Source organism: Rhizobium sp. SL86 (genome assembly GCF_026672545.1).
Lineage (GTDB): Bacteria > Pseudomonadota > Alphaproteobacteria > Rhizobiales > Rhizobiaceae > Neorhizobium.
Window position 1 is genome coordinate 1,722,741 of record NZ_JAPPRJ010000001.1, and the last position, 20,000, is coordinate 1,742,740.

Consider the following 20,000-nt stretch of genomic DNA (forward strand, 5'->3'; position numbering starts at 1 on the left):
TGTCACCGGTATAGAAACGCGTATGGAAGTGGAAATCGGAAACGAGACGGCAAAAGACCTGCGGCGCGGCTGGACCACCGGCACCTGTGCGGCGGCGGCGGCCAAGGCTGCCTGCCTGGCGCTCACCGGTTACGGTTTTCCCGATCTCGTCGAGGTGACGCTGCCCGGCGGCCAGCGGCCGGGTTTTGTTCTGGCGCTGGAGGAACAGGGGGAGGGTTTTGCCCGCGCCGGGATCGTCAAGGATGCCGGTGATGATCCGGATGTCACGCACGGCGCGTTGGTCATCGCCACGCTGCGGCACGGTTCTCCCGGCGCCGGCATCCGGTTTTTTGCCGGCACAGGCGTCGGCATGGTGACCCGCCCCGGACTTCCCATTGCCCCGGGCGAACCTGCCATCAACCCGGTGCCCCGCCAGATGATTGCGCAGGCGATCACCGAGGTGGCGGGCGAGCGCGCGGATTTCGACGTCGAGATTTCCATTCCGGGAGGCGAGGCGCTGGCGCAGAAGACGCTCAACCCGCGCCTTGGCATTGTCGGCGGCCTGTCGGTGCTCGGCACGACGGGCATTGTCATCCCGTTTTCCTGCTCGGCCTGGATCCATTCCATCTGGCGCGGAATCGACGTGGCGCGGGCGGAGGGGCTCGACCATGTTGCCGGTTCCACCGGCATGACGACGGAAAAGGCCGTGCAGGCGCATCACGCCCTGCCGGAGACTGCGCTGCTCGACATGGGCGATTTCGTCGGCGGCATGCTGAAATATCTGCGTAAACATCCCGTTCCGAAGGTCACGGTGGCCGGTGGTGTCGCCAAGATCACCAAGCTGTCGCAGGGCATGCTGGACGTGCATTCCAAACGTGGCCTCGCGGATCTGGAGGCGCTGGCCGCCGTCGCGCGCGAGGCCGGTGCAAGCGACAGCCTCATCGGCGCGATCGGTCAGGCGAACACGGTGGCGCAGGCCTTCCAGCTCGCGGAGAGTGAGGGCCTTGATCTCGGCAATCGCATCGCGGCGCGTGCCTGGCAGACGGCGGCGGGAGCCTTGCGCAACGAGGCGATCGCGCTCGAGATCCTGATCTTCGACCGCGAGGGCAAACTCGTTGGCGAAGCGCCCTTCACCCCCTCGCATCATGCCTCGTCCTTTTCCTTGGGCGAGCGGAAGCGGCGCACGTAATCGGTGCTGTAAAGCGCGCTTTCGCGAAAATCCTCGGCTTTCAGGCCAGGACCGACAAAGATCAGCGCCGTGCGCTCGATCGGTTCGGCGGCCACCTCAGCGGCGATAGTCGAAAGCGTGCCGCGCAGGATCTTTTCATCCGGCCAGCTGGCTTTGACCACGATCGCGACGGGGCAGTCGGCGCCGTAATGCGGCGTCAGATCCGCAACGATCTTGTCCAGCGCGTGGATGGCGAGATGGATGGCGAGTGTTGATCCGGTTGCCGCGAAATTTTCCAGCGTCTCCCGCTCCGGCATTTTCGAGGCACGGCCAGAGACGCGGGTCAGGATCAGGCTTTGCGCCACTTCCGGGATCGTCAGTTCGCGCTTCAGCGCCGCCGCCGCCGCCGCGAACGATGGCACGCCGGGGGTCAGCGTGTAATCGATGCCGAGCCGATCGAGCCGGCGCATCTGTTCGGCGACCGCGCTCCAGACGGAAAGATCGCCGGAATGCAGGCGGGCGATGTCCTGCCCCGCTTCGTGCGCGCGCAGATATTCGGCCTCAATCTCATCGAGGGAGAGCGAGGCCGTGTCGATGATGCGTGCACCTGCCGGGCAATAGTCCAAGAGTTCGCGCGGCACGATGGAGCCGGCATAAAGGCAGACCGGGCAGCGGGCGATCAGATCGCGCCCACGCACCGTAATCAGATCGGCGGCACCGGGGCCAGCGCCGATGAAATGAACCGTCATGCGGCGTCCTCGATGTGATCTTCAACGATGGCCAGCGCGCAGGTGACGCCCTGCGAGACGTGGCGGGGGCCGAGAAGTTTTGCGGAAGCACCGCCGGCGGCCAGGGCTGCCGCTTCGCAGAAACTGGAGACGCCGGCATGGCCGACACTGTGCGGCGAGACGGTGAGCGTGCGGTCGGAGACGGCGTCCATCTCCGCGTCGGAGAGGATGGCGAGATCGAGTCCAAGACGCTTTGCGGCGTCCAGAAGCCCCACCTCATCGGCCTTCAGCGTGCCGGTGGCCAGCTTGGCGGGACGATCTCCCGCCTTGCCGGCGGCGGCGAGGGCCTCTTCAAGCACGGCCATTACGACCTCTGCACTGGTGCCGCGACGGCATCCGATTCCGGCAATCATCATGGGTTCAATCCTCTGGCTTTGAAAAAATCCATTGTGTGACGGGCATGGCAGGGCGCCAGCCGGTCATCCGGCCCACCGGTTCGGCGCGGTCGATGGACAGCCGCGTCAGGCTGCCACCCCATTGGCTATGGGCGTTCAGCAGAATCTGCTCCATCTCCAGCGTGACGGCATTGGCAACGAGCCGGCCACCGGGTTTCAGCGCTGTCAGCGCGGCCTGCAGCACGCCGTCGCCGCTTCCGCCACCGCCGATGAAGATGGCGTCGGGCTCGGGCAGTCCGGCGAGCGCGTCCGGCGCCCTGCCTTCGATGAGCTGCAGTGCGGGCACGCCGAAGTTTTGCGCATTGCGGCGGATACGGGCCGCCCTTTCACTGCGATGCTCGATGGCCATTGCCTGCATGGAGGGATGCGCCAGCATCCATTCGATGCCGATGGAGCCGGAGCCCGCACCGATATCCCACAACAACTCGCCGCGGCGGGGGGCGAGCGCCGAAAGCGTCACCGCGCGGATCTCGCGTTTGGTGATCTGGCCGTCATGCTCGAAGAGGTCGTCGGGGAGGCCGAACCCCAAGGGCAGAACGCGGGCTGTAGCCTCTGACTGCACCTCAAGGGCCACCACATTCAGTGGGTCGACTTCGGAAAGGGAAAAATCGCGGGCCAGGGTTGAACGTATCGCTTCCCGGGTGCCGCCGAGTGCTTCGAGAACTGTCAGCCGGCTGCTGCCAAAACCGGTCTTCGTCAGAAGTTTTGCCAGTTGCGCCGGCCCGTCGGCATCGGAGGTCAAGGCAATCACCTTGCGGCCCGGATGCAGCAGGGGGCGGATGAGATCGAGCGCGCGGCCATGCAGCGAGACGGTCTCGATTTCCTGCAGGGCCCAGCCGAGCCGGGAGGCGGCGAGCGAAAAGGCGGAAGGGGCAGGATAAACGCGATAATCCTGTTTTGACAGCTGGCGCGCCAGCGTCACGCCGACGCCGAAAAAGAACGGGTCGCCGGAAGCCAGAACGCAGACCTTGTAGCCCTTGAGCGTCAGAACCGCCTGCATGGCGCTGTCGAAGGGCTGCGGCCAGGGCTTGGACTCGCCCCGGATGGCAGTTCCCGCCAATTCCAGATGGCGTTTGCCGCCGAAGACGAAGTCTGCCTCGGTAATGGCCTGTCGTGCCAACTCGCCAAGCCCGGCCAGGCCATCTTCGCCAATGCCGACGATGGACAACCAGGGCTGGCCGTTTAGAAGAGGGGTGGATGATTCAGGAGCCATGATGAACGCCTCCATTCTCATTCTGGGCGGCACGACGGAAGCCCGGCAACTGGCGGAACGCCTCGGCGAAACCGGCCGTTTTCGGCTGGAACTGTCCATGGCCGGCCGCACGAAAGCGCCGGTCCGCCAGCCGGTTCCGGTGCGCATCGGCGGCTTCGGCGGGGCGGAAGGTCTTGGCCGTTACCTGACGGAGCACGGGTTCGACCTGCTGATCGATGCTACGCATCCGTATGCAGCAAAAATCTCCGCCAATGCCGCACGGGCGGCCGCTCTCACCGGCGTTCCGTTGATTGCGCTGCGCCGTCCCGGCTGGGAGCGGCAGGCGGGTGACCGCTGGCGGGAGGTGGACAGCGTCGAGTCGGCGGTTGCCGCTCTCGGAGAGCCGCCGCGCCGGGCTTTTCTGGCGCTTGGCCGCCAGGAACTGCTGCCCTTCGAGGCGGCGCCGCAGCATGCGTATCTCGTGCGCAGCGTCGATGCCGTCGAACCGCCGCTCGTTCTGCCCACGGTGACCTATCTGACGGCCCGTGGTCCCTTCGAGGAGGCGGACGAGCGGGCGCTTCTGACCGGCCACGGCATCGAGGCCATCGTTTGCAAGAATTCCGGGGGCACGGCAAGCTACGGCAAAATTGCCGCCGCGCGGGCGCTGGGCATCGCAGTCATCATGATCCGCCGCCCGGTTCTGCCGGACGTTCTCGCCTTTCAGACGGTGGATGACCTCGTGTCCCATGTGGATCAGGCCTTTCCAGCGGAGGTCTTGCCCCAGGACCGCGGCGAATAGACGAGCGGACGGTTGCCCTCGCGTTTGATCAGTCGCGTTTCCGTCGATCCGACGATGATGCAGGTCGCCATATCGGCCATGTCAGACCGCGCCTCCGATAGCGGCACGACGACAATCCTCTCGTCGGGACGACCGGCGGCGCGACCGAAAATCACCGGAACCGTGCCCGGCAGATGGGCGCGCAGGATATCGAAGGCCTCTGCCAGCTGGTGGGGCCGGGCCTTGCTGACCGGATTGTAGAAAGCCATGACGAAGCCTGCCTCTGCCGCCGCAATCAGCCGCTTTTCGATCACCGCCCAGGGTTTCAGATTGTCGGAGAGCGAGATGGCGCAGAAATCATGCCCCAGCGGTGCGCCGGCCTTTGCCGCGACCGACAGCATGGCGGTGACGCCCGGCACGACGGAGAATTCGACGGTGCGCCACGCGGAGGGGCCACTGTCGATTGCCTCACACACGGCAGCCGCCATGGCAAAGACGCCGGGATCGCCACCGGAGACGACACAGACCTTTTCCCCAAGCGCCGCAAGCGTCAGGGCGGCACTGGCGCGGGAAAGTTCCTCGCGATTGTCGGAGGCGTGGCGGCGCTGGTCTGGCCTAAGCTCCAGCCTGTCCACATAGGGGCCGTAACCGAAGAAATCGCTGGCTTCCGCAACAGCGGCGAGCGCTTCCGGGGTCACCTGTTGTGGGCTGCCGGGGCCGAGACCGACAACGGTGAGTTTGCCCGTCATGCCGGCACTCCCTGCGGGCGGCCCTTCCAGCCGGGCACCAGCACCAGCGAAAAGTAAGGGGCGGGCATGGTTTCGTCGCGTTGACACAGCGGCATGGCGTGGCCGGTCGGCATGGTGCCGCGCTCCACATAGATCGCGCCGTCGAGTTTTCCCGTGGCGGCGAGCGCGCGGCGGATCTTTGGCAGGTTGCGGCCAACCTTCATGATCACCGCGCCATCGGTGCCGGCAAGCCGCGCCGTCAGCGCCTCTTCCGGCAATGTGCCGGGCAACACGCTCAGGATATCGTCCCCCTGGACCAGCGGCAGGCCGGCGAGCGACCAGCAGCCGGACATGGCGGTGACGCCCGGAATGACTTCCGCCGGAAAATGCGGCGCAAGCCGCAGATGCAGGTGCATGTAGGAGCCGTAAAACAGCGGATCGCCTTCGCTCAAGACCGCGACATTACGTCCGGCCTGAAGGTGGACCGCGATGTCCGCCGCCGACTGGTCAAAGAAGCCGTCGATGGCGCGTTTGTAGCTGTCGCTTTCCTTGTCCTCCTCCACCGTCACCGGATAGACGAGCGGCAGTTCGAGGATATCGGCCCGAACATGGGTCTCGACGATGGTGCGGCCATTGCCGCGGGCACCGCGCTTGGCAAAAAAGGCCAGCACATCGGCGGCATTCAGCGCTTTGACGGCTTTCAGCGTCAGAAGCTCCGGATCACCGGGGCCGGTGCCGACGCCATAGAGCTTGCCGGGGGACATCTCACTCACAGGCCGGCCCTCGCCAACGCATTGACGGCGGCTGCCGTCATGGCCGAGCCGCCCATGCGGCCTTTGACAATTGCGTAGGGAATGCCGTGTCGACTTTCCGCCAGCGCCTCCTTGCTTTCCGCAGCGCCGACGAAACCGACCGGCATGCCGATGATCGCCGCCGGCTTCGGGCAGCCACGGTCCAGCATTTCGAGCAGGTAGAAGAGGGCGGTCGGCGCATTGCCGATGGCAACCACCGAGCCTTCCAGTCTCTCCGTCCAGAGCTCCATGGCCGCGGCGGATCGGGTATTGCCGACCTTCTTCGCCAGGTCCGGCACCTGCGGGTCACGCAGTGTGCAGATCACCTCGTTCTGCGCCGGAAGGCGGGCGCGGGTGACGCCATGCGCCACCATCTGCGCATCGCAGAAGATCGGCTTTCCGGCGAGAAGCGCCGCACGAGCGGCGCTGACGAAACCGGGAGAGAATTCGAACTGGCTGGCGGCCTCCACCAGGCCACACGCATGGATCATGCGGATCGCGACATCCGCCTCCTCCTCGCTGAAGCGGGAAAGATCCGCCTCCGCGCGGATGATGGCGAAGGATTTGGCGTAGATCGCATCGCCCTCGCGGATATAGTCGTACGTCGTCATCATGATCCTTCAGGCAAGCGCCGCCGCGATCCGCTCGGGACCCAGGCGTCGCAGACAGTCACGGCTCGTTTCACCCGGCTGGCGTTCCTGACGCATCAGCGCGGAAAGGGCGGAGAGAGCCGCAGCTTCCGTTTGGGGGAAAAGCCGTTTGGCGGGGGTATCGGTGGTTTTGCCGTCGATGACAAGATGTGTTGCGTCGTCGGTGCCGGCAAAAACCAGGGTGGCGGCGGTGGGATGAGCACAGGCCTTCAGGCAGCCGGAGAGATGCAGGCTGAGCGAACCGTCGAAAAGCTCGCCTGCCTCTTCGGTGGCAAGGCGGCCCAGCGCATGGGTGTCCAGACGCGCCGACTGGCAGGACGGCGCGCCGGGACAGGCATCGATCTGGCGCAGCGGATCGTGTTGATCGGTGATGAAGCCATGGGTCTTTGCCGCCGCCTGCAGCGCCGAGCAGGCCTGCCGTGACCCGAAAGCCAGCAGCGTGTGTTCGGCGGCCGGCCTGACACTTTCGATGCCGCATCGTCTGGCATGATCCGCAAAGGCTGAAAGCTGCCGGGACTGGATCTGACCAAAGGGCAGGGCGACACGGAGCGCACCCTTCCCGTCCTTCAAGTCGAGGAGGCCGAAGGCGTCGCGATGGGGGGACAAGAGTTGAGGTGTCGAGGCTTCCAGCGCATGGGAAACCATTTTGGGCAGGCCTGCCGGATCGATATCGCGGCCACGGGTGCGGGGGCCGAGGGCAGCAAGGTGAGACAGCAGCGCCGCCACACAGTCCGCCGCCCGGTCCTCCTGCACAAAACCGATCGCACGACCCTGTCGTGCGGTGCCGCCGAGGCGGATATGCCATCCCGTGCGGCCATCGTTTTCGGTCGCCACCAGCCGGATGTCGGCCAGCAGGTCATCGAGCCGGATCAGGCCGCAGCTCTCGATGACCACGGAAAGCTTGGGTGCCAGGCTCCCGCGCAGGTCTTGCGCACGGGCCATGATCTCCAGGCCGAGTGGTCGCGGGTCGACATCTGCCGTGGGATCGAGACCCGCGAGCGGCGACCATTCCACCGCAAGACCTTCACGCAGCGGCAGGGCGAGACGGCGCACGTCCGCCTCCAGCGCGGCCGCCGAGGTCGGCGTCAGGCCGCGGAGCTGCAGATTGCCGCGGGCGGAGATATCGATCATGCCATTGCCGTGGCGCTCCGACAGGGCGCAGAGCGCCGCGAGCTCTCTGGGCGAGATGGCATCGACCAGCGCGATGCGCGACAAATAACCGTCGCCGGTCAGCATAGGGGCATCAAGCGCCGGGCAGGCGCCGCGGGCCATGGAGGCGGTGGAAAGCGTCGGGACGGCACTCATCGCCGTGCCCTCCTTCGCGCTTTCGCCTGGGCGAACCCGTGCAGGAGTTCGAGATCGCGATCGACCGAATTGCGGCGTGGCTGCCAGAGGCCCCGGCGGCGGGCCGACATCAGCCGTTCGGCAATGGCACGCGCCGCTTCCGGGTTCTGCTCCAGCACAAAATCGCGCACCCGTTCATCGGCCACATAGGCATCGAAGACGGCCTCGATCAGGCTGTGCGGCACGGCATTGGTGGTTTCGGCAAAACCGACCAGCCGGTCCACCGTTTCGGCAAATTCCGCCGCGCCCCGTGGGCCGTGGCGCATCTGGCCGGAGATGAAGCGCGGATTGATGGCGCGGGCCCGCACCACACGCGTCACGGCTTCCGTCACCGAGCGGGCGCGAGGTTTCTGTGGATCGGTGGTGTCCAGCGCAATCAGGTCGGCCTTGCCGCCGAGTGCTGCAAGGGCTGCGGCAAACCCGCCGATAAAGGCGACATCTCCCGACCCATCCAGCAGGTCGCGGCCCGGATCGTCGCCCGTGTGCACGAGAAGATCTGCGGCGCGGATGCGCTCGGCAAAAGCCTCGCCTGCTTCGTAACCTTCGCCATCGGCGCCGCCAAAGGCATGGCTGGTCATCGAGAGATAGGCACGGCCGAGTTCGTCCCGCGCCTGCCAGTCGCCGGAGGAGAGCTTTTCCTCAATGCCGGCGCCATAGGTGCCGGGGGCCGAACCGAAGATGCGGGCCGGGACGCTGCCTTCGCTGCGGGCTGTTTCGGCCAGCGGATTGTCGCCGTCGGCCTCCTCGCGCGCGGCGATGGAGCGGGTTGCGGCATCGAGAAGCGCAATCAGCGAGGGGAACATGTCGCGGAACAGGCCGGAAATCCGGAAAGTCACATCGACGCGGGGGCGGCCGAGCTGCGCGGGTGCCAGAACCTCGATGCCGGTCACCCGGCCGGTCGCGGCATCCTGCACGGGACGAGCGCCCATCAGAGCCAGTCCCTGCGCCACTTCCTCGCCGCCGCTACGCAGCGTGGCGCTGCCCCAGAGGTCGATCACCAGGCTTTTCGGCCAGTCGCCATGATCCTGCATATAACGGCGGATCACCTCGTCGGCGGCAAGCTTCCCCAGCTCAAAGGCGGTCGGCGTTGGCATGGTGCGCGGGTCGGAGGCGTAAAGATTGCGGCCGGTCGGCAGCACGTCGAGGCGTCCGCGGGCCGGGGCGCCGGAGGGGCCGGGGCGGATATGGTGCCCGTCGAGTGCTGCGAAAAGGGCCGCGCGCTCGGCTTCGGCACTCTGCAGCCGCAGCGGATCCTCTTCTCCGGCATCTGACCGGCCAAACACATGCTGGCCGTCCTTGATGGCGAAATCCTTGAGGTCGCAGAGAAAGGCGTCGATGCGGGCAAGCGCCGCATCGGGGTCCTCGTCGCGGGAAATGCCGACTTCCGATGCAAGCCCGGTGTCTTCCGCTGTTTCCACGATGAGTTTTGCGAGGCGGTCGCGGCGTCGTCGGTCGAGCCCATCGGCCTGGGCATATTCATCGACCAGCAGTTCCAGGCGCTGCTGGGCCGGCGACAGGCCGGCGCTTACCAGAACCGGTGGCAGATGGCCGATCGTCAGCGCCGCAATCCGCCGTTTGGCCACTGCCGCCTCGCCGGGATTGGAGACGATGAAGGGATAGATCACCGGCAGATTGCCGGTGACGATTTCCGGAAAGCAGTCTTTCGACAACGCCACCGTCTTGCCCGGCAACCATTCCAGCGTGCCATGCGCGCCGACATGGATGATGGCCTGGCTTCGAAGCTTTTGCTGCAGGAAGGCGCCGAAGGCCACAAGCGCATGGCGCGGCGGACGCGCCGGATCGTGGTAATCGGTGCGGCGATCGGCTTCCCGGCCGCGATCCGGCGCCAAAGCCACGGTGACGTTTCCGAAACGCACGGCGCGGAAAGAAAAGACGCCGCCCTGTTGTCCTTCGTCGGCTAAGGGGTCGCCCCAGGTGGAAACAATTCCCTTCTTAGCCTCGTCGGGCAGGGTTTGCAGCGCGGCCTCGTAATCGGTCACGCTCATGGTTTCTGTCCGGCGCAGCAGACGGTCCATCAGCTCGGCGGCCGTGTCGGGGATGTCCGAGACCTGATAGCCCTCGGATTTCAGGTCGCGCAGCATCTGCAGCACGCTTTCCGGCACGTCGAGCCCGACCGCATAACCGGTGCGGCCATCGGCGCCTGGATAATCCGGCATCAGGATGGCGAGCCGGCGTGCCACTTTCGGCGTGGCGTAGAGGTGGAGATGTTTTGCGATACGCTCGGCGGTGGCTTCGACGCGGTCGGGTTCCGGGCGGTTGGCAAAACCGGTGAAGCCGGATTCGGCGGCAGTCTCTCGCTCGGCCTTGAAGGAGAGCGTGCCGGCCAGAATGCGTCCATCCAGTTCCGGCAGCACCACATGCATTGCGAGATCGGAAGGACCTAGCCCGCGCCGGCTCTCTGCCCAGGCTTGCCGTTTGGTGGTGGCAATCACCGCCTGGAACACCGGAACGCCCAGTGCATCGAACAGCGTTTCTCCGTCGAGGTCGGCATTGCTGGCAAAGGCGGTCGTGGCGATGAGGGCGACCGGCTGCAAGGGGGCGAGCGTATCGCGCAGCTCGGACAGGACCGCGGCCTCCTTGAGACCCGGCACGAAAACCGGCAGAACGCCATGGCCGCGCTCTTCAAGCGCCCGCGTCAAGGTGTCGATGGGCGCGATATCGCTTGCCAGCAGCATGGAGCGGTAGAAGAGAAGCGGCAGAAGCGATTTTTCCCCGCGCGCCTTCAACGCCTCGTCCAGCGAAACGATACCCGCTTCCGGCCGATAAAACCCCAGCTTCGGCACATCGAGTGCAGCCGGAAGGGGAATGTCCTGCTCGCCGCGCAGCCTGGTGCAGAGCCGGCCAACGAGCCGGTCGAGATTGTCCGGCCCGCCGGCGCGAAACAGCGCGAGAACTGCCTGGATTTCATGAAAATCAACGGTCGAGGCGGCTTCCAGTCGCTCATCGCGCTCGCTGCATTCGCCGGGCAGGAGGTAGAGGGGAATGTTGTGCTGCCGCGCCAGCCTTGCCAGTTCGTCCACGCCGTAACGCCAGCGGTCATAACCGCCGAGCACGCGTACGAGGATCAGTCTGGCGTGGCGCGCCACCTTGTCGAGCCACAGATCGACCGACATGGGATGGCGGAGATCGGACAGCTGGGCGAGCCTGAGCGAAAGCGGGTTGGACTGAAGCCTTCCCCAGGCGCCCGCAATGCCGTTCAGGTCGCTGTCGGTAAAGGACAGCACCACCACATCGCCCGGCTTCTGGTTCAGATCGACCGGCTCGATCAGGTCGTCGAGCGACGAGGATGTGGTGGCGAGGATGTGCATCAGGCGGCCAGCAGTCTGCCGATCTTTTCGGCGTCGATGCCCTTTTCGCCGATCACGACGAGGCGCGAACGACGGGTTTCATCCGTTCCCCAGGGACGATCGAAATAATGGTTCACGCGCGGGCCGACGGCCTGCACCAGAAGCCGCATCGGTTTGCCGGCCACTTCCACATACCCCTTGATGCGCAGTACCTTTTCCGCGTCCGTCACATCCTGGATGCGCTGGCTGAGCGCTTCCGGGCTTGCGATGGCTGGGATATCCAGCACGAAGCTGTCGAAATCGTCGTGTTCGTGATCCAGCTCATCATCGTGGTGGGTCTTGCGGTTTTCGATGTCGTCCTCCACCGCAAGGCCAAGTCCGATGAAGATCGCCGGGTCGATTGCGCCATTTTCCGCATTCACAATGCGCACGGCGCGCGGCAGGTGGTCTTCCACATGGGCGCGGGCCTTGTCGAGGCCGGCGGCATCCAGCAGATCCGCCTTGGTGAGGATGACGAGATCGGCGCAGGCGATCTGGTCCTCGAAAACCTCTTCCACCGGATTGTCGTGATCGAGCGACTGATCCTCGGCGCGCTGGGCGGCGAGCGCCTCCAGGTCATCGGCAACGCGGCCCTCGGCGAGCGCCAGACCGTCCACCACGGCAATGACGCCATCGACGGTGACGCGGCTTTTCACGCTCGGCCACTGGAAGGCTTGGACGAGCGGCTTCGGCAGGGCAAGGCCGGAGGTTTCGATCAGGATATGATCGACCTTCGGTTCCATTGCGAGGATCTTGTCGATCGCCGGCACGAAGTCATCGGCGACCGTGCAGCAGATGCAGCCATTCGCGAGCTCGATGATATTGTCTTCCGGGCAGTTTTCGATACCGCAGCTTTTGAGGATCTCGCCATCGATCCCGACATCGCCGAATTCGTTGACGATCACGGCAAGCCGCTTGCCCTGAATGGTCTGGAGCGCATTGCGCAGCAGCGTCGTCTTGCCGGCGCCGAGAAAGCCGGTGACGACGGTGCAGGGCACGCGGTTGAGCGATTGGGTCATGATGGCGGTCCTTCAAGTCTTGTTCGTCGAATGCAAAATAGGGTGCAGAGGCGGCATGCGGGCAATCATGCCGCGCTTCAGCATGTCGGGGCGGCCTTTCCAAGGCATCAGGCCATCGGCGGATGCCTCAAGCAGGCGGGCGCCTTCGAGCAGGTCTTCTGCTGAATCCACAGTCAGGTCGCCAAACACATAGGACCAGCCGTCCGCGCTCTGGATGCTGGCGCTCAGCGCACGTTTGCAGTTGGCGAGGCAGGCAACGGCGCGGATCTCGACACCTTCCGCAGACAGTGCCTTTGCCCGCGCAGTCAGGATTGCGCCGTCGCGGGGCGCATCGGCCGCTTCTGTGCCGCTGCGGCAGGTTTCGCAGACATGGATGATGACACGCGGTGTCGTGTCCGCATCGGTCTGCCGCTTTTCGTGTCGTGCCGAGAGATCCAAAATCCACCCCGCCTGTTGATCGTAACGGGGTGCTGCCACGACGGATCAGAGGATCCGCATGGTTCAAAAACGTCCCTTCCGGAGCACCCCGCCCGGCTGGACTTTCCTTCCTCAACGGCAGGTCTCCTGGCTCGCGGTTTGTGTCCCGGACGCCGCCTTCCCGAAGTTCGCGCTTCAGTGGCATTTCGCGCCGGACGTTCCGCCTCTTCATCCAAGGCGGGGGCCGCTTACAGTTGCGGGGGCAGCCGTGGTTTAGGTCTAAAACCGCACCACGTTCCCTCTTAGCTTTCCCGTTGCCGGGGAAAGACCGTTGCAGGGTTCACTATGCGTTTGGCGGAGCCCGTGTCAATGCCGCATTGCCGCGGGTCCGCTTTCGACTATAGTCCGGCGCTCGATAAACGACCCTAGGAGAGGCCCCTTGAAGGAGATCGACGAGAGCGTGGCAGACCGTCACCGCCGCAAGATGGAAAACCGCAAGGCGGTGCAGGATGCGGAAGTCGCGTCCAAAACCATCGAGAAAGGGCTGCTGATCGTCAATACCGGGCCGGGCAAGGGCAAGTCGACGGCCGCCTTCGGCCTTGCGCTGCGCATGCTGGGGCATGGGCGAACGGTCGCGGTGGTGCAGTTCATCAAGGGCGCGTGGGATACGGGCGAGCGCGTGGCGCTGGAAGCCTTTGGCGATCGCGTGCTCTGGCACACCATGGGCGAGGGATTTACCTGGGACACGCAGGACCTGAAGCGCGACGTGGCCGCCGCCGAACGGGCCTGGGAGAAGGCGAAGGAGATGATGGCGCTGCCGGATGTCGGCCTTCTCATTCTCGACGAACTCAACATCGCCCTGCGTTATGATTACCTCGATCTCGAAACTGTGCTTGCCGATCTCGGTGCGCGCCGCGACGATTTGCATGTCATCGTGACTGGGCGCAATGCCAAGCCGGCGCTGATCGAGGCTGCCGACATGGTGACCGAGATGACGTTGGTAAAACACCATTTCAAGGCCGGCGTGAAGGCGCAGGCCGGGATCGAGTTCTGATGACAGGCAAGCCCGCCAAAGCCTTGATGTTCCAAGGCACCGGCTCCGATGTTGGCAAGTCGTTGATCGTCGCGGGCCTGGCACGTGCCTTTACCCTGCGCGGGCTGACGGTGCTGCCGTTCAAGCCGCAGAACATGTCGAACAATGCCGCCGTCACCGCCGATGGTGGCGAGATCGGCCGGGCGCAGGCGCTGCAGGCGCGTGCGGCGCGCGCCGCTCTGTCGGTCCATATGAACCCGGTCCTGCTCAAGCCGCAAAGCGAGGTGGGTGCGCAACTGGTCGTGCAGGGCAAAGTGGAAGGCAATGCCAGGGCCGCCGAATACCAGGAGATCAAGGCTCGCCTGATGCCGCGGGTGCTGGAGAGTTTCGAGCGTCTGAAGTCGGCTGCCGATCTGGTGCTGGTGGAAGGCGCCGGCAGTGCCTCGGAGGTCAACCTTCGCCGCAACGATATCGCCAATATGGGGTTTGCCCGTGCCGCCGATGTTCCGGTGGTGCTGATCGGCGATATCGACCGCGGCGGCGTGATTGCCAGCCTTGCCGGCACCAAGACGGTGCTGGACCCGGAAGACGCGGCCATGATCCGCGGTTTCATCGTCAACCGGTTCCGCGGCGATCCGAGCCTGTTCGACGAGGGTATGCGGATGGTCGAAGGATTTACGGGTTGGTCGCCGATCGGTCTGTTGCCGCATTTTGCCGAGGCGGTGCGGCTGCCGGCGGAAGATGCGCTGGCACTGAATGCCGCCCCCCCGGTAAAGACCTGTGCCAAGATCCGCATTGCCGTGCCGATCCTGCCGCATGTCTCCAACTTCGACGATCTCGACCCGCTGGATGCGGAGCCATCCGTGGAACTCATTCGGGTGCGCCCGGGCGGCGTGCTGCCGGCGGATGCCGATCTCATCCTTCTGCTCGGGTCGAAGGCGACGATTGCCGACCTCAGGGCGCTGAAGGGCGCCGGCTTCGATATCGATATCGCCGCGCATCTGCGCCGCGGAAAACCGGTGCTCGGCCTTTGTGGCGGCTATCAGATGCTGGGAAAGAGCGTGGCAGACCCGGACGGGATCGAGGGCCCGGCCGGTGCCGTCGAAGCGGGGCTCGGGCTCCTGGATGTTCAGACGCGGCTGACGGGCGACAAGCACCTGGAGGCGGTCACGGGTGAGACGTCGGACGGAAGTTCCTTTGCCGGCTATGAAATGCATGTCGGAGAAACGTCCGGGTCGGATTGCGCCCGGTCCTTCGCGATCATAGCCGGGCGGGCGGAAGGGGCGGTCTCCGTCTCGGGCCTCGTTTCCGGCACCTATGTGCACGGCCTGTTTGCCGATGACCGGCAGCGCTCCGCCTGGCTGACGCGGCTCGGCGGCGAGGTCTCGCGGCTCGACTACGAGCAGGGCGTGGAAGAGGTGCTCGACCGGCTGGCGGCGCATCTCGAGCGCCATCTCGATCTCGACCGGTTGCTTACCATAGCGCGATAAAGCCGTCCGCCAGCAGGCCGAACAGCACGATCAGCAGCAGGTCTGCCACCCGTGAGAGGCTGAGCGCCCGGCGAATATCGGCGGCCGTCGCCTCCCGGCGTCCCCCTTCGCCCATAACGTGATCCTGCACCAGGACCCCGCTATAGACGCGCGGCCCGGCAAGGCCGAGCCCCAAGGCGCCGGCCATGGCGGCCTCAGGCCAGCCGGCGTTCGGCGACTTGTGCTTGCCCGCATCGCGGCGCACGGCGACCCAGGCATTGCGCGGCGAGGCGCCGGGCACCAGGCAGGCGGCAGCGACGAAGAGCAGTGCGGTCAGCCGCGAGGCTGGCAGGTTGACGAGATCATCGAATCTCGCCGCGGCCCAGCCGAAGGCGCCGTAGCGGGCGTTCTTGTGGCCGATCATGCTGTCGGCGGTGTTCGTCGCCTTGTAGAGCGCGGCACCCGGCAGGCCGAGGAGTCCCAGCCAGAGGGCCGGCGCCGTGATGCCATCGGAGAAGTTTTCGGCGAGGCTTTCGATCGCGGCCCGGCTCACGCCCGCTTCGTCCAACTGGTCCGGATCACGTCCGACAATCATGGAGACGGCCTTGCGGCCCGCCTCCAATCCGCCGGTTTCCAGCCCCTCGGCCACGGCACGGACGTGGCTTTCCAGGCTTTTCTGGGCCAGGAGGCTGGAAGAGAGCACGGCGAGTACGATGAGGCCGAAAGGCAACCAGAGCACGGAACGCTCGATGACGACGGACGCGGTGAGCGTCGCCAGAATCAGCAGCACAAAGGCGATTACGCCGTTTCGCCGGCGTGTGGCAAAATCCAGGTCCAGCCGGTTCAGTCGCCGTTCCAGCCGGTCGATCAGCGTCCCGATCCATATGACCGGATGGCCAATCCGATCCACGAGCCATTGCGGATAACCGACAAGCCGTTCAATAACGAGCGCAAGGAAGGCGAGAGAGAAGGCCATGGACGGGACCAAAGAGAGACAAGAGGGGCAGATGGCGCCTGTCATGCACAGAATCGAGCATGGCGGCAACCTGAGACGGGCGGAAAGCCTGTTTCCGGCAGCGCCGCGGCCGTGGATCGACCTTTCCACCGGAATCAATCCGCATGCCTATCCGGTTCCACCATTGCCTGCCGATGCCTTTTCCCGCCTGCCGGAGCCGGAGGATCTAACGCGCCTGAAGAGATGTGCTGCGAAGGTGTATGGCGCATCTTCGGCAGATCATCTCGCGGCCGCCGCCGGTACGCAGATCCTGCTGCCGTTGTTGATCGAGGCCCGGTTTGGCACGTTTTCGCCAGAAGGAAAGACCGCGGCCATTCTGTCGCCTACCTATGCCGAACATGCGCAGATGGCGCAGCTTGCAGGTTTTGCCGTCCGCGAGACGCAGGAGGTGGCGGATCTTTTTACGGCGGATCTGGCGATCGTCGTCAATCCCAACAATCCGGACGGACGGCTGATTGGACGCGACGAACTCCTGATGCTTGGCCGGCATCTCGCGGGCAAGGGCGGATTGCTCGTGGTGGACGAGGCCTTCGTGGACGTGCTGGCGCCGGGTGCCTCCGTCGCGGACAGTGTTCACGATGGGCTCGCGGTGCTCCGCTCGTTCGGCAAGTTCTACGGTCTTGCCGGCGTGCGGCTCGGCTTCGCCGTAGCGAGCATACCGGTTGCCGCGCGGCTTTCGGCGCGGCTCGGGCCCTGGGTCATTCCCGGTCCGACGCTGGCGATCGGGCTTGCAGCGCTCTCTGATACTGCGTGGCAGCAGGAGATGCGCCAGCGGCTCGACCGGGAGGCCGGCGAGCTTGATCGGCTTTTGGCCACTGCCGGACTGGCGGTTGCTGGCGGGACATCACTGTTCCGATACGTGCGGAATGAACGCGCCGAGCGGCTGTTCCGGCATCTGGGTGAGGCCGGCATTCTGGTGCGGCGCTTTGCCGAGCGGCCGGATACCTTGCGCATCGGCCTGCCACGACCGGACGAGTGGAATCGGCTGGAAGAGACGCTCTGCTCAGAAATTTGGCACGTTTGAAGGCTGCAGGAAAGATTTGCATTCTGGCGATGCTGGGATAGGGTCGGCCAGTCTTGAATTGTCGCATGCAGGTGAAACCAATGTCCGCAAACAGCAACCTTCCGCAAATCTTCGATGCCGTCGACAGAAAGAGGGAGGTGTTCACGGAGTTGGCGGACCGGGTCTGGGCAACGCCGGAAACCTGCTACATGGAAGAGGAATCGGCCGCCGCCCACCGGGAAATGCTGGAGACGCAAGGGTTTCGCATTAGCGAAAACGTCGCCGACATTCCGACGGCGCTGATCGGCGAGGCAGGCGAGGGGGGGCCGGTGATTGCCTTTCTCGGCGAATATGATGCGCTGGCGGGTCTCAGCCAGCAGGCCGGTGTTGCCCGGCACGAGCCGCTGACGGCCGGCGCCAACGGCCATGGTTGCGGGCACAATCTCCTCGGCTCCGCCTCGCTTCTGGCAGCGACCGCGCTGAAGGATTGGCTGGAGGCGACCGGCACGCCCGGCCGCGTGCGCTATTACGGCTGCCCGGCGGAAGAGGGCGGTGCGGCAAAGGCCTTCATGGTGCGCTCCGGCGCCTTCGAGGATGTCGATATCGCCATCTGCTGGCATCCGAGCAATTTTGCCGGCGTGCAGCGCGAAACCTCGCTTGCCAACTGCCGCATAGACTTCACCTTTACCGGCCGTTCCTCGCATGCCGCCGCCAGCCCCGAGCTTGGCCGCAGCGCGCTTGATGCGGTGGAACTGATGAATGTCGGCGTCAACTATCTGCGCGAACACATGCACCAGGAGTGCCGCATCCATTATGCGCTGCTCGATGCCGGCGGCATTTCCCCGAACGTCGTGCAGGCGCATGCCAAGGTGCGCTATGTGGTACGCGCGCCGGAGCTTGCCGGGCTTTTCTCGCTGATCGAGCGGGTGAAGAAGGTGGCGGAAGGCGCCGCGCTGATGACCGAGACGAAGGTGGAACACACGATCCTCTCGGGCGTCTCCAACCTGATCGTCAATACGCCGCTGATGGATGTGATGCAGGATGTCTGGCAGAGCATGGGCCCGCCGGAGTTCGACCGCGAGGATATCGCCTTTGCCGAGGCGATCCGTGCGACGTTGAGCCCGGAAGACATTGCCGCCAGCTGGGCGCAGGAAAGACTGGAAGAGCGAGACGTGCCGCTCGCCGATTTCATCCTGCCCGCGCATAACGAGGTGCGCCAGATGGGCGGCTCGACGGATGTCGCCGATGTCAGCTGGGTGGTGCCGACCGTGCAGGCCTACGGGCCTACGCTTGCGATCGGGACACAGCTGCACACCTGGCAGGTGGTGGCGCAGGGTAAAAGCGGTATTGCCCACAAGGGCATGATCTCGACCGCCAAGGCCATGGCGGCCACGGGACTTGCGGCACTGCAGAGCGATCAGCTGCGGGAATCGGCCTGGGCCGATCTCAAGCGCCGGCTGAAGGGCCAGGCCTATCGCAGTCCGATCCCCGCCGGCACCGAGCCGCCGGTCGAGGCCATGGGCGGGCGTCGCCGGGCCGGCTGACCCGGCTCAAATCTTCGTTTCAGATGCTCGGGGCGTCCGCAGGTCCAGCTGGCTGCGGATCGCCTCGTCGTTTTCGGTTTCCTGCACCACGACACCGTACCAGCCGAGGCCGTCGTAATCCTCGTAACCCAGGGTGCGGGCAAAGGCGACGATGGCGCCCTGGTCATTGTAATAACAGCCCTTCTGCTGGCCACCGTCCACCTTCAGCGCAAAATGGGTGAAGAGGCGCTCCGGCCGGTTGCAGGCGATCACGCGCGCCTTCTCGTCCAGCAGCATGACGGTCGTGCGCTCCACCTGCTGCGCCGGCAGATTGGCCTCCTTCTCGACGATGGAATGGCCCTGGTTCTGCCAGTCGAAATAGACGCCGAGCGTGCCGATCAGCCGGCCATCCACCTTGCCACCCTCGCGGATCCCGGTGGCATAAACCAGCACGTGGTGTCCTTCATGCAGCGGGCTCGCTTTGACTTCGTCGACGATGTAATCGTCACCCGAGGCGCAGCGGCTTGCCGCCTGGAACCACGGATCACCCGCCAGAGACTGGCCCAGCAGGCGACGCTGGTGTTTTGGGTTGGCCGTGGCCACGATGCGGCCGGACAGATCGGTCATCACCAGATCATGGTAGACGGTGTAAAAGCGGTTGATGACGCCGAGGCGGCTTGCGGCAAACTCCGCCTTCTGCACCGTCGGATCCTGCAGCGCGTCCCAAAGGGCTGAATCGGTTGCCCACCAGCGCACGTCGGCGGTGCGCTCGAAGAGGTTGCGGACGATCAGCTGGACGAGCGTCTGGGCAAGATCCGTCAGCCGCACGCCTTCCATCTCGGTGACCAGCGTTTCCGCCATGCTGCGGCTCAAGCCGATCCGACCGAGAACATTGCTTTCGAAACGGCTTGCAATGTCTGTGGCGAGCTGTGCCAGGCGCTGCACCTCGTTCGCCACCACGGCAAAACCCTTGCCGGTTTCACCCGCCCGTGCCGCCTCGATGAGCGCGTTGATGGCCAGAAGCTTGATTTGCTTCACGACATGGGTGTTGTCGGCGCTGAAATGCTGCAGATCGGTGCTGATGCTGTCGGTGATGACCCTCATCGACCGGGGTGTCGCCGGAACTGCTTGGCTGGACAGATATTTCCTTGCGACCGTCATGAAATGACTCCGGTTTAAATGTTAGGAAAAGCTGATAGTCATTACTTTTTTAGTTTGCACATTTATGGTTATTACTTTCTAAATAAATATTCTCGGCACGAAACCTTGAGGCCACCTCTGCTGTTGGTTGCTTTTGTCGCGTGGCACACCGCATCGGTTCCCCGGACAGTCAGGCAATTGCAGCTTTCGATCCATCGCCT

Annotated in this window: 18 protein-coding genes and 1 riboswitch; of the genes, 6 read left to right on the plus strand and 12 right to left on the minus strand. The window is 65.0% G+C overall.

The window, feature by feature from the left end; all coding sequences use genetic code 11:
• The first annotated feature begins 22 nt into the window (after positions 1 to 22).
• Positions 23 to 1,168, plus strand: coding sequence for a cobalt-precorrin-5B (C(1))-methyltransferase (locus OU993_RS08575; RefSeq protein ID WP_268157596.1), 1,146 nt, complete (start codon positions 23 to 25; stop codon positions 1,166 to 1,168).
• Here the strand turns inward: OU993_RS08575 and cobM are convergent.
• From cobM to cbiE, 3 genes are read right to left on the minus strand one after another with little or no spacing between them, the layout of a single operon-like run.
• The gene (gene cobM, locus OU993_RS08580; RefSeq protein ID WP_268156196.1) at positions 1,123 to 1,896 is read right to left on the minus strand and encodes a precorrin-4 C(11)-methyltransferase; all 774 of its coding nucleotides are present in this window, start codon (positions 1,894 to 1,896) and stop codon (positions 1,123 to 1,125) included. The two genes, OU993_RS08575 and cobM, sit on opposite strands and share 46 nt — an antisense overlap.
• On the minus strand, positions 1,893 to 2,291 hold the full coding sequence (locus tag OU993_RS08585) for a cobalamin biosynthesis protein (protein ID WP_268156197.1): 399 nt from the start codon (positions 2,289 to 2,291) through the stop codon (positions 1,893 to 1,895). The genes cobM and OU993_RS08585 overlap by 4 nt, the downstream gene beginning before the upstream one ends.
• A gap of 4 nt (positions 2,292 to 2,295) precedes the next feature.
• The gene (gene cbiE / locus OU993_RS08590; RefSeq protein WP_268156198.1) at positions 2,296 to 3,543 is read right to left on the minus strand and encodes a precorrin-6y C5,15-methyltransferase (decarboxylating) subunit CbiE; all 1,248 of its coding nucleotides are present in this window, start codon (positions 3,541 to 3,543) and stop codon (positions 2,296 to 2,298) included.
• Between the two features lies 1 nt (position 3,544).
• Between cbiE and OU993_RS08595 the strand changes: the two genes are divergently transcribed.
• Positions 3,545 to 4,321, plus strand: coding sequence for a cobalt-precorrin-6A reductase (locus OU993_RS08595; RefSeq protein ID WP_268156200.1), 777 nt, complete (start codon positions 3,545 to 3,547; stop codon positions 4,319 to 4,321).
• Here OU993_RS08595 and OU993_RS08600 read toward each other — a convergent pair.
• Genes OU993_RS08600 through OU993_RS08630 form a run of 7 tightly spaced genes read right to left on the minus strand, consistent with a single transcriptional unit; the run spans position 4,276 to position 12,656 of the window.
• A complete protein-coding gene (locus OU993_RS08600; protein ID WP_268156201.1) occupies positions 4,276 to 5,049 on the minus strand; it encodes a precorrin-3B C(17)-methyltransferase in 774 nt (257 codons plus the stop codon). The two genes, OU993_RS08595 and OU993_RS08600, sit on opposite strands and share 46 nt — an antisense overlap.
• Positions 5,046 to 5,792, minus strand: coding sequence for a precorrin-2 C(20)-methyltransferase (locus OU993_RS08605; protein ID WP_268157598.1), 747 nt, complete (start codon positions 5,790 to 5,792; stop codon positions 5,046 to 5,048). Before OU993_RS08605 ends, OU993_RS08600 begins: the two co-directional genes overlap by 4 nt.
• 5 nt (positions 5,793 to 5,797) lie before the next feature.
• Complete coding sequence (locus OU993_RS08610; protein WP_215567164.1) at positions 5,798 to 6,430, minus strand: precorrin-8X methylmutase; 633 nt, start codon at positions 6,428 to 6,430, stop codon at positions 5,798 to 5,800.
• 9 nt (positions 6,431 to 6,439) lie between these two features.
• The gene (cobG, locus tag OU993_RS08615; protein ID WP_268156203.1) at positions 6,440 to 7,774 is read right to left on the minus strand and encodes a precorrin-3B synthase; all 1,335 of its coding nucleotides are present in this window, start codon (positions 7,772 to 7,774) and stop codon (positions 6,440 to 6,442) included.
• Positions 7,771 to 11,142, minus strand: coding sequence for a cobaltochelatase subunit CobN (gene cobN / locus OU993_RS08620; protein ID WP_268156204.1), 3,372 nt, complete (start codon positions 11,140 to 11,142; stop codon positions 7,771 to 7,773). Before cobN ends, cobG begins: the two co-directional genes overlap by 4 nt.
• Positions 11,142 to 12,179 (minus strand): cobalamin biosynthesis protein CobW, encoded by a 1,038-nt coding sequence (cobW, locus tag OU993_RS08625; RefSeq protein ID WP_268156205.1) that lies wholly within the window; start codon positions 12,177 to 12,179, stop codon positions 11,142 to 11,144. The genes cobN and cobW overlap by 1 nt, the downstream gene beginning before the upstream one ends.
• Positions 12,180 to 12,191: 12 nt before the next feature.
• On the minus strand, positions 12,192 to 12,656 hold the full coding sequence (locus tag OU993_RS08630; protein ID WP_268156207.1) for a DUF1636 family protein: 465 nt from the start codon (positions 12,654 to 12,656) through the stop codon (positions 12,192 to 12,194).
• A gap of 60 nt (positions 12,657 to 12,716) precedes the next feature.
• A riboswitch (cobalamin riboswitch) is annotated at positions 12,717 to 12,944 on the minus strand.
• A 91-nt stretch (positions 12,945 to 13,035) separates the two neighbouring features.
• Here OU993_RS08630 and cobO point away from each other — a divergent pair.
• Together cobO and OU993_RS08640 are read left to right on the plus strand one after the other, a co-directional pair.
• Positions 13,036 to 13,650, plus strand: coding sequence for a cob(I)yrinic acid a,c-diamide adenosyltransferase (gene cobO / locus OU993_RS08635; RefSeq protein ID WP_268156209.1), 615 nt, complete (start codon positions 13,036 to 13,038; stop codon positions 13,648 to 13,650).
• A complete protein-coding gene (locus OU993_RS08640) occupies positions 13,650 to 15,119 on the plus strand; it encodes a cobyric acid synthase (protein ID WP_268156211.1) in 1,470 nt (489 codons plus the stop codon). The genes cobO and OU993_RS08640 overlap by 1 nt, the downstream gene beginning before the upstream one ends.
• Here the strand turns inward: OU993_RS08640 and cbiB are convergent.
• Positions 15,103 to 16,074: an adenosylcobinamide-phosphate synthase CbiB gene (cbiB, locus tag OU993_RS08645; RefSeq protein ID WP_268156213.1), complete on the minus strand. Its 972-nt coding sequence runs from the start codon at positions 16,072 to 16,074 to the stop codon at positions 15,103 to 15,105. The two genes, OU993_RS08640 and cbiB, sit on opposite strands and share 17 nt — an antisense overlap.
• 43 nt (positions 16,075 to 16,117) lie before the next feature.
• Here cbiB and cobD point away from each other — a divergent pair, with 43 nt between their 5' ends.
• Both cobD and OU993_RS08655 read left to right on the plus strand, forming a co-directional pair.
• Positions 16,118 to 17,137 (plus strand): threonine-phosphate decarboxylase CobD, encoded by a 1,020-nt coding sequence (gene cobD, locus OU993_RS08650; protein WP_268156215.1) that lies wholly within the window; start codon positions 16,118 to 16,120, stop codon positions 17,135 to 17,137.
• Between the two features lie 80 nt (positions 17,138 to 17,217).
• On the plus strand, positions 17,218 to 18,660 hold the full coding sequence (locus tag OU993_RS08655) for a M20 family metallopeptidase (RefSeq protein WP_268156217.1): 1,443 nt from the start codon (positions 17,218 to 17,220) through the stop codon (positions 18,658 to 18,660).
• 6 nt (positions 18,661 to 18,666) lie between these two features.
• Here the strand turns inward: OU993_RS08655 and OU993_RS08660 are convergent, their stop codons facing one another.
• Positions 18,667 to 19,800, minus strand: coding sequence for a methyl-accepting chemotaxis protein (locus OU993_RS08660; RefSeq protein ID WP_268156219.1), 1,134 nt, complete (start codon positions 19,798 to 19,800; stop codon positions 18,667 to 18,669).
• Between the last annotated feature and the right edge of the window lie 200 nt (positions 19,801 to 20,000).

Coding starts and splice junctions, on each gene's coding strand:
- OU993_RS08575 (WP_268157596.1), top strand. CDS start 23: ATGGAAGTGGAAATCGGAAACGAGACGGCAAAAGACCTGCGGCGCGGC.
- cobM (WP_268156196.1), bottom strand. CDS start 1,896: ATGACGGTTCATTTCATCGGCGCTGGCCCCGGTGCCGCCGATCTGATT.
- OU993_RS08585 (WP_268156197.1), bottom strand. CDS start 2,291: ATGATGATTGCCGGAATCGGATGCCGTCGCGGCACCAGTGCAGAGGTC.
- cbiE (WP_268156198.1), bottom strand. CDS start 3,543: ATGGCTCCTGAATCATCCACCCCTCTTCTAAACGGCCAGCCCTGGTTG.
- OU993_RS08595 (WP_268156200.1), top strand. CDS start 3,545: ATGAACGCCTCCATTCTCATTCTGGGCGGCACGACGGAAGCCCGGCAA.
- OU993_RS08600 (WP_268156201.1), bottom strand. CDS start 5,049: ATGACGGGCAAACTCACCGTTGTCGGTCTCGGCCCCGGCAGCCCACAA.
- OU993_RS08605 (WP_268157598.1), bottom strand. CDS start 5,792: ATGTCCCCCGGCAAGCTCTATGGCGTCGGCACCGGCCCCGGTGATCCG.
- OU993_RS08610 (WP_215567164.1), bottom strand. CDS start 6,430: ATGACGACGTACGACTATATCCGCGAGGGCGATGCGATCTACGCCAAA.
- cobG (WP_268156203.1), bottom strand. CDS start 7,774: ATGAGTGCCGTCCCGACGCTTTCCACCGCCTCCATGGCCCGCGGCGCC.
- cobN (WP_268156204.1), bottom strand. CDS start 11,142: ATGCACATCCTCGCCACCACATCCTCGTCGCTCGACGACCTGATCGAG.
- cobW (WP_268156205.1), bottom strand. CDS start 12,179: ATGACCCAATCGCTCAACCGCGTGCCCTGCACCGTCGTCACCGGCTTT.
- OU993_RS08640 (WP_268156211.1), top strand. CDS start 13,650: ATGACAGGCAAGCCCGCCAAAGCCTTGATGTTCCAAGGCACCGGCTCC.
- cbiB (WP_268156213.1), bottom strand. CDS start 16,074: ATGGCCTTCTCTCTCGCCTTCCTTGCGCTCGTTATTGAACGGCTTGTC.
- cobD (WP_268156215.1), top strand. CDS start 16,118: ATGCACAGAATCGAGCATGGCGGCAACCTGAGACGGGCGGAAAGCCTG.
- OU993_RS08655 (WP_268156217.1), top strand. CDS start 17,218: ATGTCCGCAAACAGCAACCTTCCGCAAATCTTCGATGCCGTCGACAGA.
- OU993_RS08660 (WP_268156219.1), bottom strand. CDS start 19,800: ATGACGGTCGCAAGGAAATATCTGTCCAGCCAAGCAGTTCCGGCGACA.